Origin of the sequence: Paenibacillus sp. MSJ-34, assembly GCF_018918005.1 — a bacterium.
GTDB lineage: Bacteria > Bacillota > Bacilli > Paenibacillales > Paenibacillaceae > MSJ-34.
Genome location: NZ_JAHLPR010000002.1, coordinates 51,868 through 68,451, shown reverse-complemented (window position 1 = coordinate 68,451; position 16,584 = coordinate 51,868). Strand labels below are relative to the sequence as shown.

Here is a 16,584-nt window from a genome sequence, read left to right as displayed (position 1 = left end):
CAAACGGGAAGGTATGTGCGCAATGATGAACCTGGAATTACAACAATTTAAAGCGGAATTTTTCAAAGCTTTAGCCCATCCTCTTCGTATTCGCATTCTCGAACTGTTGTCCGAGGGGGAGAAGAATGTGAATGAAATACAATCCCTGATCGGAAGCGAGGGTTCCGCGGTATCGCAACAATTAATGGTGCTGCGCGCCAAAAATATCGTGAAAGGCACCAAAGACGCCAACCGCGTCGTGTACGCCCTGCGGGACCCTGCCATCGTCGACGTGCTTGAGGCGGCCAAAAAAGTGTTCAACAATCATTTAGTCGACACGATTGTGTTGCTCGATCAGTTGGAAGGGGCCGAGTAAAAGACGCGCGTCAGCCCTGATCTTCCGCTTCCTGCGCGGACGCTAATTCTTTCCCGGTTGCGGCGCGGCAGATTCAAATCGGACGGATTCCGCCAGAGCGATCATCTCCTCTCCCGTTACCGGCGGGGCATCGATATCTTGAATCACGGACAACAGAATATTCCAATCTTCCAATTGAAAATAAATATAATGAAAAACCGGAAAATCGTGAAATTCGACTAGCTTCGCTTCGGCTCCGTTTACTGTCACGTCTTTGACGGCCGCCTCGCCGCCCATCGTATGGAGAAAGAACATCGGCGGCGAATCGATCAGGTACCTCGCTTCTATGTCGATGATCCGCCCATTCGTGCCAAGAGCGTATTTATATCCAAGCGGTTGGCCTTGCTTCTTTACAACTTTCATAAACCGTTTTATCTCCGGCATCGCATCCATCATGTCGGACCACGGAACGGGAACGCCCAACAGTTGTTCCGCCTCCGTTTTCGAGGAAATTCCGATTTCTTCGTCCCCTTCCTTCCAAACGATACGCATGTTCCTTTCCGTTTCCTTTACTACCTGTTTGATCTCCACTTTCGGTTCGATGAATTGCGCGATAAAAGCCATAGCGGGCTTGAAGGCGACGACCGTCTGCAAGGCGAACAAAAGCGCAGCCGCAGCGAAGGCCGCTTGGCGGATGTTGCGTTTCTTTTTTTTGCGGCGGGCATCCCGGTTAACGTATCCTTCCCATATCTGTTCGAAGGTAACGGAGGAAGTTCGGCGTCGCACCTGTTTTTCCAGGGCATCTTTCATCTGGACGGCGTTATTTTTCTCCATAAAGTTCCCCCCTTTTCGTGAATCCGTAAACATTCGAACGGGGCAGTCGATTGCGCAACGACATGAGCGCGCGATTCAATCTGGATTTGCATGTCCCAATTGGAATATTTAAAATTTCGGCGATTTCATACAATTTCAATTCTCCGTAAAAATGAAGCATGATGATTTCTTTGCTTTTATGGGGCAATCGCTCGATTTCCCGCAACAATTCCTCGCTGGCTTCGTCTCTAAGAACCGTCTCTTCCACCGGCACCTCGTCCTCCGTCTCCGGTACTTGTCCGATCAAAACGAGCCATTTCTGCTTGCGCAGCATGTTCCTTGCCGTATTGAGCATGATTTTATAAATCCACGGCCTAATCGGTTTGGTCCGATCTAAGGTGCCGATTTTCATATAGATTTTAATGAAAGTCTCCTGCGTGATATCGTCCGCCAGCGATTTCGATTTGGTCAGCACGTAGGCCGAACGGAATACGAAAAGAGAATATTCGGCGAATAACCGCTCCGCCTCTTCCATGGAAATCCGATTTTCCACGAACATACCTCCGTTATAGTTGTCTCATCATATATACACGCGATATCGGAAATTAGTTCGCTTTTGCGGCAAGATTTGCCAACTCGTACGTTTCGTCCGTCAACCGGAACGACTTTATCAGCCCGTCCGTCATGTATACTTTGCGTTCCGCCGTCACGAATAACGCTTCGACGCGATCCAGAGATTGAGTCAGTTGCAAGCCCTCTTCCAGCCCTAAGGCGAAAGCGGCCGTCGACAAAGCGTCGGCATCGGCCGAGCGGTCCGCGACGATCGTCACGCTGATCAACTCGTTGCGGACGGGATATCCGGTTTTCGTGTCCAAAATGTGATGGTAGCGTTGGCCGTTTTCCATAAAGTAACGCTCATACACGCCCGAGGTGACGATCGTTTGGTTATCGACGCGAATTTGCCCGATCGGATTTCCGCGCATTTCGTCCGGAGCCTGGATGCCGATATTCCACAGTTCGCCGCCCGGTTTCGTCCCGACAGCCATAATGTTGCCCCCCAGATCGATAATCGCGCTTTTGAAGCCCATCTCGAGCAGCCGTTCCGCAATGCGATCCGCCGCATACCCTTTCCCGATGCCTCCCAAGTCGATCGACATCCCGCTTTGGGCAAGTTTGACGGTACGATTCGTTTCATCCGTTTCAATGTTCCGGAAATCGACAAGATCCCGCTTCCGCTCGATGTCGGCCTGCGGCGGAACTTTGGCCCCTTCCTTGCCGATTTGCCACAAATCGACCAATGGCCCGATCGCCGGGTCGAAGCGTCCATCGGTTAAGTCGGCATAGCCGACCGCTTGGCGGACGAGCCCGAACGTTTCGTCGGACACCCGCACCGCCTCTTGCCCTGCTTGCAAATTCACTTGAGAGACGTCGCTCGTTTCGATCGTCCGGCTTAATTTCCCTTCGATTTCTTTCATCAAACTTTCCAATTCCTTGAAATGCGCGTCGGTAACGCGTTCGTCGTACACTTTGACCGTAACGATCGTATCGAAAGCGAAATACGTGCGGGAGATTGGCAGCCCGCTGCCGTTCGAAGCGCCCGGCGCGGAAATGGGGGCGCAGCCGCTTGCGCCAAGCAACAAAATAACAAGCGATAAAACGTATCCGGAAAATAAAGGTTTCGTGCGCATATCGGATCCCTGCCTATCGAAATTTTGTCTTGCGATTATAGCAAATCCGATCTTCTCGCCGCTGTAGGAATCGTCACAGAACGATTTGGCGCGAACGGGTATAATGAATGAACTCATAAACCAAGCAAACGGGGGTGCGCCTGTGAAACGCGGTGACTTCATACTGATCGGAATTGTCGTATGCTTCGCATTGGCGTTGGCGGTGCCGAAATGGCTCGGCCCCGCTCCGCAAGAACCCGCACCGTCCGCTGCAACGTACGCCGTTATTTCCGTGGACGGAAAGCCTTACCGGACGGTGGAATTGACGGAGGAAGAGCAATGGATTGAAATCGAGACGGAACGCGGCCGCAACGTACTGTTCGTGCACGACCGGGGCATCGAGATGTTCGAGGCGGATTGTCCGGATGAAATTTGCTTTACTTTCGGCTGGATCTCGAAGCCGCAGCAAACGATCGTATGTTTGCCGAACCGCGTACTGGTCGAAATTGTTGCAGATCAAAGCGAAGGAGATGAGATCGATGCCGTCGTTTCGTGAATCCCATGACGCTGCGGCCGGTTTGAAACGCATCGTCGCCGTGGCCATATTCGCCGCGGCCGCCGTCGTGCTCGGCGTGATGGAATCAATCATACCGGTCAACTTTTCCGTTCCCGGCGCAAAACTCGGCTTAGCCAACATCATGGTGCTGACCTGTCTTTATTTTCTCCGGGGGAGAGATACGCTGCTGCTTGTCGCATTGAAGACGATTTTGACGGCGCTCGTGTTCGGCACATTCTCCAGTTTTTTGTTCAGCTTGTTCGGTTCGTTGTTCAGCTTTGCCGTCATGTATATACTCATGGCAGTCAGCGGCAAACGTCTCAGCTTGATCGGCGTCAGCATCGCCGGGGGCATCGCGCACAATATCGGACAGCTTGCCGCGGCCGGGATCGTCATTCGCAGTTCGACCGTCTTCTATTACCTTCCCGTACTGTTGCTGACAGGAGTGGCGACAGGCATTTTTGTCGGCATTGCGGCAAAATACGCAATACGGGCTTTGTCCCAAATCCCGTTGTTTGAAGGGTGGGGAGAACATGACTAAAACGGCCGTTTCCTTGGAACATGTCTCCTTTCATTATCCGCGCCGGGACAAGTCGCTCCCCCCCGCGATCCGCGATATTACGCTGGACATTCCTTCAGGGCAATGGGTATCGATCGTCGGAGCGAACGGTTCGGGCAAATCGACGCTTGTCAAATTAATCAACGGGCTGCTGCCCCACAGCGGCGGACGTATCTTTACGGGCGGCTTGGAGCTTCACGCCGGCAATGCGGCGGAGATCAGGCAGCGCGTCGGATTTGTGTTCCAGAACCCGGACAATCAATTCGTGGGCGCGACGGTGGAGGAAGACTTGGCCTTCGGTTTGCAGAACCGCCGCCTCGAGCGGAAAGCAATGCAAGAGCGTATTGCTCGGACTGCAAAGCAGTTCGACATCGCCCATCTGCTGCACCGGCATCCGAGCGAGCTGTCCGGCGGGCAGAAGCAGCGGGTCGCCATTGCCGGGGCGCTTGCGCTGGAGCCGGACATCATCGTGTTCGACGAGGCGGCTTCGATGCTGGACGAATGCGCCAAGCGGCAGTTGATCGGCCTGATGCGCCGGCTCCATGCCTCCGGAAAGTATACGATGATCGCCGTTACGCACGACGAGGACGAGATTCTGGCTTCCGACCGCGTCATTGCCCTGGCGGACGGGACGATCGTCGCCGACGAAATGCCGGAGCATTTCTATATGCTTGACGATGTCGTCAGGCAATGCCGCCTGCGGCCGCCTCTCTATGTGCAATTGTCGCGCGAGCTCCGCAAGCGCGGAATCGACATCGGCATGCATTTCCGGGAACAAACGCTATTGGAGGAACTAAGGCGATGGGCATTCGATTCCATGATGTAACGTATTCGTATGAGGAAGGATGCCCCTTGGAGAGCGCCGCGCTCCGCGGCATTCGTCTCGAGTTGGAAGAAGGGCGGTTCATCGGCATTCTCGGCCGGGCAGGATCGGGCAAATCGACGCTGCTGCAGCATTTCAACGGCATATTGCGTCCTTCGTCCGGCTCGCTTCATATTCTCGATTTTCATATACGCGCCGGCGAGCCCCTCCCCAATGCGCAACTGCTGCGCAAACGCGTCGGACTTGTATTTCAATTCCCGGAACAGCAGTTGTTCGCGGAAACGGTGGAGAAAGATTTATGTTTCGGCCCGCTGCAATTCGGAGCGACGGCCCCGCAAGCGCGGGAGATGGCGGAACGGGCGGCGGAATCGCTCGGCCTCGAGCGGGAATTGCTCCCGCTCAGCCCGTTTCGTTTAAGCGGCGGCCAGATGCGCAAGGCCGCGATCGCTTCCGTACTGGCGACGAACCCGGATGTGTTCGTGCTTGACGAACCGACCGCGGCACTGGATGCGCGCAGCCGCGAAGATTTGTTGGGACTGCTCCGGCAGCTATGCGAGCGGGACCGGAAAACGATCGTCGTTGTAACGCACAGGCTCGAAGAACTGCTGCCCTACGCCGATCGTTTCATCGTCTTGGACCGCGGAACGGTAACGTTTCAAGGGACGGCGGCGGAAATCTGGGGGCGGCCGGAACTGCTAGAGGAAACCGGCATCCCCGTTCCGAAACCGCTTCGGCTGCGGCAGGCGCTCATGCGCGACTTCGGCATCCCGCTGCCTCCGAACGGCTCTCCCGCGGACTGGGCGGATCAAATCGAGCGAGCTTTCGCCAGGCGAAAGGATGAGTCGTGATGCGGCAGAAATTCGTCTTAGGAAGATATATCGAACGGGACTCCTGGGTTCATCGCCTCGACCCCCGCGCTAAGTTAACGGCGATGCCGCTCTATGTTTGCATCCTGGTCTTCGCGGACTCTTGGATCGCCGCGGGAATCGTGACCGGCTACTCCTTCGCGGTCATGCGCGCGACGAACGTTCCGTTCCGCACTTTCGTCAAAGCCGCCAAACCGCTTCGGTATCTGATGATTTTTATGTTCGTATTTCAAATGCTGCTGATCCGCGACGGTCCGCCGCTGCTGGATTGGGGAGCGTTCGCCATTCATGCGGGCGGATTGCGGCAAGCCGCGCTTTCCGTATGGCGCATGGCCTTTCTCGTGTCGTTCACGGCAATCCTTACCTTCACGACGACGCCCGCCAAGTTGAACCAGGCGCTGGAAGACGTGCTCGCCCCTTTCAAGCTGATTCGTCTCGATCCGCAGCTCATTGCGCTGACGATCGGGATTGCGCTCCGGTTTATCCCGACGATCTGGGATGAAGCGCAAACGGTGATTAAGGCTCAAGCTTCGCGCGGCGCGGACCTCAGGGAGCTCCCCTGGCGGGAGAAAGGCAAAATGATCGTTCCGCTGCTCATTCCCGTCATCGTAGGAGCGTTCCGGCGGGCCGAAGATTTGGTCTATTCGATGGAGGCGCGGGGATTCCAACTGGGACAACCGCGAACGAAATATTACGAACTGCAATGGAAGACGAGAGATTCGATATTTATCGCTTCCTTCGCACTCATTGGGGCGGTTGTGTTCACAATTACGTGAAACCGGCCGCTTTTATTTGTGAAATTAATCACATGATTTCCGTTTGCCGCCGGATATGATGGAACTACCTTAATCATATTTTATTTTATAAAACGGGGGAATGAACGATGGCGCGATATTTTAACGGGAAAGAAATCGAACTGCTGGCGCCGGCCGGCACATTCGAAATTTTCGAATCTGTGATTCGTTCGAAATGCGATGCGGTCTATTTCGGGGGTCCCTATCTCAATATGCGCATGATGCGCAAAGGCTATAATTTAACGATCGAAGAAGCGGAGAAGGCTGTCGCGATCGCGCATGATGCCGGCAAAAAGGCATATGTCGCCGTCAACAACTTGATCAATCACGAGGAACTGGGGCAAACCGAAGCGTACTTGCAGCGGCTTGACCGGATCGCCCCCGACGCGATTATCGTACAAGATTACGCCGTACTTGCCATCGTCCGGGATATGGGGCTGAATCTTCCGATTCACGCCTCGGTGATGATGAACGTTCACAATCTGGAGATGATCCGCTTCCTGCAGGAGAGGGGCGTCACGCGCGTCGTCGCTTCGCGGGAAATGGATTTGCGTACGGCGGAAAGCTTGCAACGACAGACCGGCATAGAAATCGAATACTTCGTGCATGGCGATATGTGTTCCGTTCACGGCGCGAACTGCCTCTACAGTTCGCTCTTATTCGGCAACAGCAGCAATCGCGGGCGCTGCCTGAAGCCGTGCCGCTGGAGTTACCGCATGAAGAAAGACGGATATATCTACCCGACCGAATATCCTCTCGCCGCCAAAGATATGTATATGTACGAGCATATTCCGGAATTGATTCAAGCCGGCATTTGCTCGTTCAAAATCGAAGGCCGCATGCGGGACAAAGAATTCCTTACGATGCTTGTCGACAGTTACGGCGACGCCATCGACCGGTATATCGAAGATCCGGTCGGCTTCGACCGCAGGCAGGACGCCGGGCATCTATACGACTGCCGGAAACGCGATTTTTCCACGGCTTACGCTTTCGGCAAGCCGGGCCTTAGCTTTATCAACCGACGCTACGAAGGAACGGGGAAATTTTACAGCACCGGCAAGGTGTTCAGTACGCCGACAGCCGAGCGCGAGATGAACGCGGACCGACTCGAAGAAGTAAGGCGTGCCTTGATCGAAGTCGGCAAGGATGCGAGGGAAGATGCCCTCTTGTCCCCGGCTTGCGGCCAGACCGCGGACGTCCCTCAGCTTAGCGTGCGCGTCAACAACATGGCGCAGGCGGAAGCGGCGATCGAGGCGGGGGCGGATCATATCTACTTGTCCGGCGACGTATTCATGCCCGATATGCCGTTTACGAAACGGGAGATCGAACAGCTTGGCGCGGCGAAACGGGGCGCGAAGCTATACCTGAGCATGCCGCGAATGATGACCGAATTGCATTTCGAGCAATACGGCCAATTATTATCGGGGGCGCGGCTTCCCATCGACGGATTGCTTGTGACGAACGTCGGCGCCATCCGCAAATTCCGGGAGCTGGGCTATCCTCTGATCGGCGATTATTGCCTCAATATATACAATGAACTGGCCGCACGCATGTACCGCGAGTTCGGGCTTGTGCGGATCGCGCCGTCGATCGAGCTGAATACGGCCGATTTCGCGGCATTGATTCGCAATGCGCCGCTGCCGGTCGAAATCGTCGCGCACGGTTCTCCCGTCGTGATGTATATGGAGCTCGATCTGTACGAGAATGCGGAAGTATTCGAACCGATCGGCGAGGAAGACAATCGATATGTCGATAACCGGCATGCCGTTCTGATGACCGACCAAGGCGAAAACCCGGTCTATCGCGATCATCACGGGCGAAATCATATGACGTTGGCGAAAGAATTATGTTACCTGCCTCTCGTGCCGGAATTGCTGCAGGCGGGCGTTTCGTTCTTCCGCATTGAAGGTTGCACTTATACTCCGGAGCAATTGCGCGGAATCGTGCAAGCTTATAAACATGCGCTTGAAGCGCCGGAGCAAGCCGCGGAAATCTTCGGGAGGATGTCTCCCGTTTACGCGGGCTATACGCTCGGGACCTTGTCGTTCGGCTAATGCGTAAAGAAAGGAGCAATCATCGTGAACAATACTATCGGACCTGAAGCGATATTGGCAAAGCGCCGATCTTATTTTTACCCGTGCACGCAGCATTTCTATAGCAATCCGCCGCAAATCGTACGCGGCGACATGCAATATGTGTACGACTCGACCGGCAGACGATACGTCGACTTCTTCGCCGGCGTCTCCGTCGTAGCATGCGGCCATTGCAACGGGGAGATCGCGCAGGCGACAATCGGGCAACTGCGCACGCTGCAGCATACGACGACCATTTACTTGACCCAACCGATGGCGGATTTGGCGGAACGATTGGCCTCGATCCTGCCCGGCGCCATACGGCGAACCTTCTTCTGCAACAGCGGTTCGGAAGCGAATGAAGGCGCGCTGTTGCTCGCGCGGCTTCATACCGGCAAGCGCGGCTTTATCGCCTTGGAAGGCGGGCTGCACGGACGGACCGCGCTCACGATGGCTGTCACGGGCATTCCGATGTGGCGCGCCGACGCCGACGCCGACGCAGGGAACGACTGGGTATCGTTCATTCCGCGCCCGTTCGATCCGGGGCTTGCCCCGGACGAAGCGGCGCGGCGCTCGATCGCGGCGCTCGAGCGGGTACTTGCGGACAAGGGAGATTCAATCGCGGCCATGATCGTCGAACCGGTCCAGGGCAACGGGGGGATCGTCGTTCCGCCGCTCGATTACTTCAAAGAGGTCGAGGCATTGCTTGAGCGGCATGGCGTCCTGCTGATCGCGGATGAAATCCAGACCGGCTTCGGCCGCACGGGCCGAATGTTCGCCATGGAGCATTACGGCGTAACGCCCGATATCATGACGACAGCCAAGGCGCTTGGCAACGGCGTGCCGATCGCGGCTTTTTCCTCCACCGACGATATTGCCGCCTCGTTCCGCCGTCCATCCGCCTCCACCTTCGGCGGAAATCCGGTATCGTCCGTGACGGCGCTGGCCGTCCTTGATTATATGGAACGGGAGCGGTTGACGGAACGCGCCGCCCATCTCGGTTCTGTGCTTGCCGCCGGTCTGCGGCGGCTGCAGTCGCGGCATCATTGCGTCTCGGACGTGCGCGGACTTGGCCTTATGCTGGGGATGGAAATCGGCGGGGACGATCCCAATCAAGGAGCCGCGCGCGTCGACCGCATTCTCGAACGGATGAAAGATCGGGGCTTCCTTATCGGGAAAAACGGCCTGGGCCGCAATGTGCTTGCCTTTCAACCGCCGCTGGTCGTCGGCGAACCCGATATCCTGAACATGCTGGAGGCGCTTGATGCCGTCCTCGGGCTGGAATCGTCGATGGAGGAAGGTGAGAAGCCATGGAACTGATCGGCAAAATCGCATATAAAACAAAACGTTTCGGCGAGCTGGTCATGTTCTCGCATACGCTGTTCTCGCTGCCGTTTGCCGTCATTGCCATGGTATGGGCCGCGCAAGGCCTGCCTTCCTTTCATACGATGTTCTGGTCGCTCATCGCTCTGGTCGGCGCCCGCAACGGGGCTAACGCCTTCAATCGGCTCGCCGACCGGGTCTTCGACGGGCAAAATCCGCGCACCGCGCATCGCCACTTGCCGCAAAAGCTGCTAAGCCGGAAAGAAGTAGCCTGGTTTGTCGTCGTCAATTACGGCGTGCTCGTGCTGGCGTCGTACATGCTGAATCCGTTATGCTTCGTCCTGTCGCCTATCGCGATTATCCTAATCTCGTCCTATTCGTATACGAAACGGTTCACCTGGCTTTGCCATCTGTACCTCGGATTCGTCATCGCGTCCGCGCCGATCGGCGCCTGGTTCGCGGTAACGGGGCAATTGGCGTTCACGCCTTTCGTGCTGGGGACGGTCGTGATGCTATGGATCGCCGGCTTTGACATTATTTACGGCACGCAAGATATCGACTTCGACCGCAAAATCGGGCTATGGTCGATACCGGCCGCGTTCGGGCTGCGAAGCGCGCTCCTGATCGCCAAAGGATTGCATGGCGTTATGGTTGCGCTGCTTATCTTTCTTTATTTTTTCCTGGATTTAGGGTGGATTTACTTATTGGGCGTGCTGGCTTCCATCGTTTTGCTTATGGTCGAGCATAAAGTGATCACGCCTCACAATCGAAAATTAATGAAATTGGCTTCCTACAAATTGAATCAAGCGATCAGCATGGTCATTCTTGGCTGCACGCTGCTCGACTTTTATATTGCATCGGCACAAGCGTTGCATTGAGCGTTTTGTTGTGACTTACGACGATTAAGCTAGAAGGGCTCTGCATTGGGGCTTTCCTAACAAGCACTGGCGTTGCATCGAATAAGCTGCGGATTCGAGAGATTAGGAGGGTGTAATGCGTTACTGGCCTGCGACTCATCGCGGCAAATACCATCCTGCAAAAAGAGTCAATTTCATAATTCGCCATCGTTGATGTAACTTGCTTAACTACGCTACGCATTGCGCATATAGAAGGAGATACCTCCCTATTTAGAAGGCGATCCGCGCAGACCTGCGCTTCTTAGCTTGGCGCTGACGAAACTGACAATCCTTATTGGGCTCAAAATGAAGGTGTTCCCAATTTAACGAAAGTAGGTATCGTTATTCATTGCAAATTGGCTGTTTCACCGCCTTTTTCCCCGCATTAGCGTGTTTCAGTTTCGTTACAATGAACAACAAGGTGATTTACCGGCGATTAGCGTGTCTGCGTTTCGTCCCGCGGGCCGTCAACCGCCTGCGGTATGATGAAATTGACTACAATTGCAGGTTTTCTGAATGAACGATCATTCATTGCCTGCCTCTTTCCTGCTGGAGCGCTGATTCGTCACCCCAACCCGCTTTAATATTGATGGAACGCCAGTGCACAACAAGGCTTAGTTCAGGCGATCGCGGAATGTTAACGTTCGCAATAGGCTGTCGATGAACTGAACATAACTTTGCAAATCTGCGTGAGGCCACAAAATGTATGCGAAAAATCGTACAAAATATGCGGTGCACGCATCGAATCCGACGATATTGTTCGAAATTTCATACGCAATGAGCGATTTGAGCCCCTGATCCTGCAAAGGTATGCGAAAAATCGTACAAAATGTGCGGTGCACGCATCGAATCGACTATATTGTTCGAAATTTCATACGCAATGAACGATTTGAAGCCCTGATCCTGCAAAGGTATGCGAAATATCGTACAAAATATGCGGTGCACGCATCGAATCCGACGATATTGTTCGAAATTTCATACATAAATCGCGATTTCAGGCCCTGATGCAGTTTTGTATGCGAAAAATCACATTATTTTCTGCTACGTTTTCTACGTCAAAACCGTTCGCAATATCCCAGCATTTATGGAATGGGTGATTGTAGCTCCGAGCCACGACATTTATGGGATGATCGCTTGTACCTCCGAGCCCGGACATTCATTCGCGCAGTTGCTTCTGAGTCAAGGGGATAGCGGAAAGAGGGTTTCAAATCTATAATGGTAAGGTGTTCAGTCCAATTCATTGCGATCGTGCCAAGAGAATTTCCATTACGGGCTTCGACGGAATAGGATGAGCGAGGGCAGCATTTCTGACTCGATGGGATAGTGAACAGAAGAGAAACCGGAGGGGCCGTACGTTACTCCGAACAATGCAATCTATTGTCGGAGACGCGCCCGCTCCGGTTTCCCGGCGGCAAAATAACGCAGCAATGTTTCCAAGTCTCGATGCGCCGGGTAACGACCCAGCTTCCGAATCATCCCCTCCGCCTGCTGCAAATACGATTCGGCGAGTTGAAGCGATCGATCGATCGCTTCGCTCCCGGCGATCAGCCGTACCGCCGCGGCAAATTCCGCCAAGGGCGATGCGGCGTTCAGCGAGCGGATGCGCGGTCCAAGCCGCGGATCTTCCAGCGCATACAGAACGGGCAACGTCACGTTGCCGTTCTGTAAATCGCTACCCGCCGGTTTGCCGAGCGACTCGGGCGATGCGGTAAAATCCAGCACGTCGTCGCGGATTTGAAAGGCCATTCCGACGCATTCTCCGAACCGGTACAGCAGGTCGGCGGTTTGCGCATCGGCCCCGGAAGAACTGGCGCCAACCTGAAGGCAGGTAGCCATTAACAGCGCCGTTTTATTGTTCGTCTTCTCCAGATAACGCTCCAACGGCAAATCGAACTGAAACCGGCTGTTCAATTGCTGATACTCGCCCAAACAGAGCTTCGTCGTAAGAACGCCTGACAGCTTGCGAATATAGGGATTATCCTTGCCTTCGTATTCCGACAATAACTCCACCGAGCGGGCCATCATATAATTGGCGACATGCACCGCCTCGTTCACGCCGATTTTGACATGCAAAGCGGGTTCTCCGCGCCGCATCGCGGAACGGTCGATGATATCGTCGTGAATCAGCGAGGCGGCGTGGATAAATTCCGTAAATGCCGCGAAACGGATCGTCTTCCGTTGCGGACGCCCGGGACCGAACCGGCTGCCCACGACGACCATGACCGGGCGCAGCCGTTTCCCTCCCGCCCGGATGAGCTCCGTGACGCTTCGCACAATGGGCGAATTCCGCGGCACATCCGCATCGTATTTCACGATATTGATCATTTCCTTGTCGATCGGCTCCAGTTGAATACGCAGCGCCTCATGCAGTTTCATACGCAATCACCTTGCCCGCAGCCGAAGCCGAAGCCGGTTTGGGCAGGACGCCGGCCTGCCGCATCAAAAACGTCCGATACGCCTCATCCAGCAAATGCTCCCCCGCCTTGCCCGAGACGGCGCGAATCTGCAGTTTTTTAACGACAGGCGCAAGCCAGGCGAGCAGGTCGAACTCTTCCGCGCGGCATATCCAATCGTAATAACAGCCCAGCAAGTAATCGCCGTCCAATATCCGTTCGGTCAAGTCGGGATCGCTCGCCGTCAATCCGGCATGCCGGCGCATGGCCATACGTACCAGCAGATAACTGCCCAACAAATGGATTTGCCGATGACGGTCCGCTTCGCAGGCGCGAATCAGCGCCGCCATATCCGGCAGCAAGTTTACGGACGTTTCCAATCGAATGGACGTTTCCGGCGAGATATGTCTTTGCACCGTCGCAATCGTGTCTTGAATGAGCCCATGTTCCATGGCAAGCCCTCCTCGCCCGAATTTGCAAACAACATCCGGCAAACCAAACCTTTACTTTGTATACAGATACCAACGCTTGACGACAGGGATTCTCTTCCACCATCTTTGCAAGTGAGGCAAGACATAGTAATCAAGGCCCAATGTGCTGCCCGATCCGCCGATCAACGCGACGCCCCCGGCCAAGTACCAAAGCATTTCGTACGGCGCCATGCCCGAAGTCCATATCATCAGCCCCATCGCAATCGTTCCAATTGACGAAACGGCCGTGAATAACCCTAATATAAGCAGCGCGCCGAAGACGATCTCGCCGAGCACCATACCGGTTTGAAAGATGACGGCAAGCGTCGTGTAGCCCCCGTCGGCCGTATAGAAGAACGTATCCATGCTCCACTTCACCATCTGCTCGATGAACCCGGGCACGGGCAGAGCCTTCACGGCCGTCGCCGCGCTTTCTACCGCCGAAGCCGCGGACGACGCGTCTACGGTTTGCGTTACGGAATCTATCGCCTGCGAAGCCGCCGTCGTTCCGTCCACCGCCTTGGGAGGGATCAGGAAAATGTTCGTCGGATCCTTCCATACTTTGCCCAGCTTGTCGAGACCTTGCGACAGCCACATATAGCCGACGAACAAGCGCAGCGGAAACAGCCAGAAATTCGGCGAACGTTTGGCCAAATGCCCTCCGACGAAACTGCGCCGGTTGTTCACATGGAAAAACTCATGCATCGCATAGTTCCAAACCTTGTGAAAACCGAGCACTTGCAAAAAATAGACGATATTTATGAAATGCTTGCAAAACATAGCGAAAAATCCGCTTAACTTCACCTTCGTCTTCGGCGTTCCGATATAGGCGACGCCGTAGCGCCCGCCGATGCAAACCATCGTGCCGTGAAACGACGGCTTGTAAGATTTATGCCGCCCTTTCCGGATATCCGCCTCAATGTTGTGAGCGATCAATCCTGCCGAATGCTCCGCATTTTCCACCATCTGCGGCACGGGGCGCTCTTCCCCTTCGGGAATGTAGAAAATGTTGTCTCCGACGACATACACGTTCTCATGATCGACGCTTTGCAGTTTATCGTTCGTCACGATTCGCTTGCGGCCTTGCTGCCGGACATCCAATTTGCCCACCAATTCCGAGCCTTCGACGCCGGCCGTCCATACGATCGTGCCCGCCTTCAATTCGCCGCTCTCGCCGAGGCAGACCGCATCCTCCCTGACGCCCGTAATTTGCGTGCCGGTAATGATCTCAACATTCCTTTTGCGCAAATATCGTTCCGATTTGCGAATCAGGCTGTCCGGCAAGATCGGCAAAATTTTCGGCGCCATATCGGCCACGACGAGCCGCACTTCGGATTCGTCGATATGAAATTCCCGGCATAATTCTTCACGGTACTCGGCCAATTCGCCGATCAGCTCGATCCCCGTAAATCCGGCGCCGACTACGACGAATGTCAGCAATGTCCGGCGCTTCTCGGGATCGGTTTCCAAAGCCGCATCCCTAAACATTTGCCGGACCTGAAGTTTGAGCCGGACCGCATCCTCGAACGACCATAACGTAAACGCGTGTTCTTCGGCGCCGGGAATGCCGAAGAAGGTAGGCTTGCAACCCGTTCCGACAACCAGGTAATCGTAAGCGTACGTACTGCGTTTGGATTCCAGCTTGCGGCCCTGAAAATCGATATTCGTAATTTCATCCAGTACGACGTCGACTTTACGTCCTGCGAACACTTGCTTCAAGTCGATTTTCACCGCTTCTTCCGGCACCCGGCACGCCGCCACTTCATGCAGTTCCGTCAGCATCGTATGATAAGGTTTTTTATCGATTAAGGTAATGCTGATATCCGCATCTTTTTTAAATTTTTTCGCCAATTTTTTCGCTGTCAGCACGCCACCGTAACCGCCGCCCAGTACAACGATTCTTTTCATGCAGTTCACCCCGTTATTGGATCAAGGCCCGTTTTCGTTTTGCGTTACTTCGCGTTCGCCAACGCTTCCTCGGCTAATTGCACGAATTCTCCTACATGGATCGATACGCCGGATATCGCGTCGGCCGTCCCGTCTTCCTTCAAGGCGATCGCTTTCGGATCTTGCTTGTCAAGCAAGGCTTGCTCCATGACGGCCGCTTGCTCATGCCATTCGGATTGAGCCCCGCCCGCCTTCATGCCGTATTTGCCTTCCGCCGATTGTTTTTTCTTCGTATCGCCGCCGTCCTTATGCACCGCATCCCAATTCGCCGCGACGATCGTTCCGTTTACGACCGTAAGATCCATCGTCCCTTTCCAGCCGGATTTGGCGTCAAACTCTTTGCCTTCCGCATGATACGCTCCGTCTTTAAACGGACCGGGTTGCGTCGGGCCTGCGGCCAGCGCTTTTTCCGCCAAACTTGTGAATTCTTTCACAGTTATGGACACGCCGGAAACCGCGTCGGTTTTCCCGTCCTCTTTTACCGCAATCGCTTTCGGATCTTGCTTTTCGATGAGAACCTTCTCCATTAATTCCGCCTGTTCATGCCACTCCGATTGCGCGCCGCCCGCTTTCATGCCGTATTGGCCGGATTTGGAAGATTCCTTTTTATCCGGACCGCCGTTTTTGTGGGCACCCGTCCAATTGGCTTCGGAAATTTTCCCGTCTTGCACCGTTAGCAGCACCATGTACTTCCACCCGGATTTTTCGGAAAATTGATCTTCTTGCGCAAAATAGATGCCGTCCGCATAGGCTCCGCTTTCAACCTCCGGCGCCGGTTGCTCATCCGTCGTCGGCGTATCTTTCTCCGGCGGGGCCGTTTCTCCGCCGTTTTGGGCGCCGCAGCCTGCCAGCAATGCAAGCATCATCGCACCGATGAGCAATAAAATAGACCATTTCTTCATTATGACTCCTCCCGTTTGTCGCATATTGATTTGCAGGAATGATTTCGAACAAATCGTATCATAACGGCCCCTTAGAGTATGTAAAAATAATCACAAAGTCCTGGCCTCTCGCATGCACGGCAAAAAAGGCCAAGAATGAGCCTTGGCCTTTTAAGAGAGACTTCTCCCC

16 protein-coding genes are annotated in these 16,584 nt (G+C 54.6%); 9 read left to right on the top strand and 7 right to left on the bottom strand.

Annotated elements, in window-relative coordinates; translation table 11 throughout:
- The first annotated feature begins 25 nt into the window (after window positions 1-25).
- On the top strand, window positions 26-355 hold the full coding sequence (locus tag KQI79_RS01410; protein WP_216536516.1) for an ArsR/SmtB family transcription factor: 330 nt from the start codon (window positions 26-28) through the stop codon (window positions 353-355).
- 42 nt (window positions 356-397) lie between these two features.
- Here KQI79_RS01410 and KQI79_RS01405 read toward each other — a convergent pair whose 3' ends face one another.
- Genes KQI79_RS01405 through KQI79_RS01395 form a run of 3 tightly spaced genes read right to left on the bottom strand, consistent with a single transcriptional unit; the run spans window position 398 to window position 2,835 of the window.
- Window positions 398-1,168, bottom strand: coding sequence for a hypothetical protein (locus tag KQI79_RS01405; RefSeq protein ID WP_216536427.1), 771 nt, complete (start codon window positions 1,166-1,168; stop codon window positions 398-400).
- On the bottom strand, window positions 1,155-1,700 hold the full coding sequence (locus KQI79_RS01400) for an RNA polymerase sigma factor (protein WP_367398123.1): 546 nt from the start codon (window positions 1,698-1,700) through the stop codon (window positions 1,155-1,157). The genes KQI79_RS01405 and KQI79_RS01400 overlap by 14 nt, the downstream gene beginning before the upstream one ends.
- Before the next feature lie 52 nt (window positions 1,701-1,752).
- Complete coding sequence (locus KQI79_RS01395; protein WP_216536426.1) at window positions 1,753-2,835, bottom strand: FAD:protein FMN transferase; 1,083 nt, start codon at window positions 2,833-2,835, stop codon at window positions 1,753-1,755.
- Between the two features lie 142 nt (window positions 2,836-2,977).
- Here KQI79_RS01395 and KQI79_RS01390 point away from each other — a divergent pair, with 142 nt between their 5' ends.
- From KQI79_RS01390 to KQI79_RS01355, 8 genes are all read left to right on the top strand, one after another.
- Window positions 2,978-3,370: a NusG domain II-containing protein gene (locus KQI79_RS01390; RefSeq protein ID WP_216536425.1), complete on the top strand. Its 393-nt coding sequence runs from the start codon at window positions 2,978-2,980 to the stop codon at window positions 3,368-3,370.
- Window positions 3,354-3,911, top strand: coding sequence for a Gx transporter family protein (locus KQI79_RS01385; protein ID WP_216536424.1), 558 nt, complete (start codon window positions 3,354-3,356; stop codon window positions 3,909-3,911). The genes KQI79_RS01390 and KQI79_RS01385 overlap by 17 nt, the downstream gene beginning before the upstream one ends.
- Complete coding sequence (locus tag KQI79_RS01380; RefSeq protein ID WP_216536423.1) at window positions 3,904-4,755, top strand: ATP-binding cassette domain-containing protein; 852 nt, start codon at window positions 3,904-3,906, stop codon at window positions 4,753-4,755. The genes KQI79_RS01385 and KQI79_RS01380 overlap by 8 nt, the downstream gene beginning before the upstream one ends.
- Entirely contained in the window at window positions 4,731-5,600 is an 870-nt protein-coding gene (locus KQI79_RS01375; protein WP_216536422.1) for an ATP-binding cassette domain-containing protein, read from the top strand. Before KQI79_RS01380 ends, KQI79_RS01375 begins: the two co-directional genes overlap by 25 nt.
- The gene (locus tag KQI79_RS01370; protein ID WP_216536421.1) at window positions 5,600-6,394 is read left to right on the top strand and encodes an energy-coupling factor transporter transmembrane component T family protein; all 795 of its coding nucleotides are present in this window, start codon (window positions 5,600-5,602) and stop codon (window positions 6,392-6,394) included. Before KQI79_RS01375 ends, KQI79_RS01370 begins: the two co-directional genes overlap by 1 nt.
- Window positions 6,395-6,501: 107 nt before the next feature.
- Window positions 6,502-8,466 (top strand): peptidase U32 family protein, encoded by a 1,965-nt coding sequence (locus tag KQI79_RS01365; RefSeq protein WP_216536420.1) that lies wholly within the window; start codon window positions 6,502-6,504, stop codon window positions 8,464-8,466.
- A 24-nt stretch (window positions 8,467-8,490) separates the two neighbouring features.
- Window positions 8,491-9,804 (top strand): aspartate aminotransferase family protein, encoded by a 1,314-nt coding sequence (locus tag KQI79_RS01360; protein ID WP_216536419.1) that lies wholly within the window; start codon window positions 8,491-8,493, stop codon window positions 9,802-9,804.
- Entirely contained in the window at window positions 9,795-10,685 is an 891-nt protein-coding gene (locus tag KQI79_RS01355; protein ID WP_216536418.1) for a UbiA-like polyprenyltransferase, read from the top strand. Before KQI79_RS01360 ends, KQI79_RS01355 begins: the two co-directional genes overlap by 10 nt.
- Window positions 10,686-12,077: 1,392 nt before the next feature.
- Here KQI79_RS01355 and KQI79_RS01350 read toward each other — a convergent pair.
- Genes KQI79_RS01350 through KQI79_RS01335 form a run of 4 tightly spaced genes read right to left on the bottom strand, consistent with a single transcriptional unit; the run spans window position 12,078 to window position 16,415 of the window.
- A complete protein-coding gene (locus tag KQI79_RS01350) occupies window positions 12,078-13,079 on the bottom strand; it encodes a polyprenyl synthetase family protein (RefSeq protein ID WP_216536417.1) in 1,002 nt (333 codons plus the stop codon).
- Window positions 13,066-13,548 (bottom strand): hypothetical protein, encoded by a 483-nt coding sequence (locus KQI79_RS01345; protein ID WP_216536416.1) that lies wholly within the window; start codon window positions 13,546-13,548, stop codon window positions 13,066-13,068. Before KQI79_RS01345 ends, KQI79_RS01350 begins: the two co-directional genes overlap by 14 nt.
- Before the next feature lie 51 nt (window positions 13,549-13,599).
- A complete protein-coding gene (locus tag KQI79_RS01340; RefSeq protein ID WP_216536415.1) occupies window positions 13,600-15,474 on the bottom strand; it encodes an FAD-dependent oxidoreductase in 1,875 nt (624 codons plus the stop codon).
- A gap of 44 nt (window positions 15,475-15,518) precedes the next feature.
- The gene (locus KQI79_RS01335; protein ID WP_216536414.1) at window positions 15,519-16,415 is read right to left on the bottom strand and encodes an FMN-binding protein; all 897 of its coding nucleotides are present in this window, start codon (window positions 16,413-16,415) and stop codon (window positions 15,519-15,521) included.
- Between the last annotated feature and the right edge of the window lie 169 nt (window positions 16,416-16,584).

What these genes read in the sequence shown, in the direction of transcription:
- KQI79_RS01410 (WP_216536516.1), top strand. Translation starts at nt 26, where the DNA reads ATGAACCTGGAATTACAACAATTTAAAGCGGAATTTTTCAAAGCTTTA.
- KQI79_RS01405 (WP_216536427.1), bottom strand. Translation starts at nt 1,168, where the DNA reads ATGGAGAAAAATAACGCCGTCCAGATGAAAGATGCCCTGGAAAAACAG.
- KQI79_RS01395 (WP_216536426.1), bottom strand. Translation starts at nt 2,835, where the DNA reads ATGCGCACGAAACCTTTATTTTCCGGATACGTTTTATCGCTTGTTATT.
- KQI79_RS01385 (WP_216536424.1), top strand. Translation starts at nt 3,354, where the DNA reads ATGCCGTCGTTTCGTGAATCCCATGACGCTGCGGCCGGTTTGAAACGC.
- KQI79_RS01380 (WP_216536423.1), top strand. Translation starts at nt 3,904, where the DNA reads ATGACTAAAACGGCCGTTTCCTTGGAACATGTCTCCTTTCATTATCCG.
- KQI79_RS01375 (WP_216536422.1), top strand. Translation starts at nt 4,731, where the DNA reads ATGGGCATTCGATTCCATGATGTAACGTATTCGTATGAGGAAGGATGC.
- KQI79_RS01370 (WP_216536421.1), top strand. Translation starts at nt 5,600, where the DNA reads ATGCGGCAGAAATTCGTCTTAGGAAGATATATCGAACGGGACTCCTGG.
- KQI79_RS01365 (WP_216536420.1), top strand. Translation starts at nt 6,502, where the DNA reads ATGGCGCGATATTTTAACGGGAAAGAAATCGAACTGCTGGCGCCGGCC.
- KQI79_RS01355 (WP_216536418.1), top strand. Translation starts at nt 9,795, where the DNA reads ATGGAACTGATCGGCAAAATCGCATATAAAACAAAACGTTTCGGCGAG.
- KQI79_RS01350 (WP_216536417.1), bottom strand. Translation starts at nt 13,079, where the DNA reads ATGAAACTGCATGAGGCGCTGCGTATTCAACTGGAGCCGATCGACAAG.
- KQI79_RS01345 (WP_216536416.1), bottom strand. Translation starts at nt 13,548, where the DNA reads ATGGAACATGGGCTCATTCAAGACACGATTGCGACGGTGCAAAGACAT.
- KQI79_RS01340 (WP_216536415.1), bottom strand. Translation starts at nt 15,474, where the DNA reads ATGAAAAGAATCGTTGTACTGGGCGGCGGTTACGGTGGCGTGCTGACA.
- KQI79_RS01335 (WP_216536414.1), bottom strand. Translation starts at nt 16,415, where the DNA reads ATGAAGAAATGGTCTATTTTATTGCTCATCGGTGCGATGATGCTTGCA.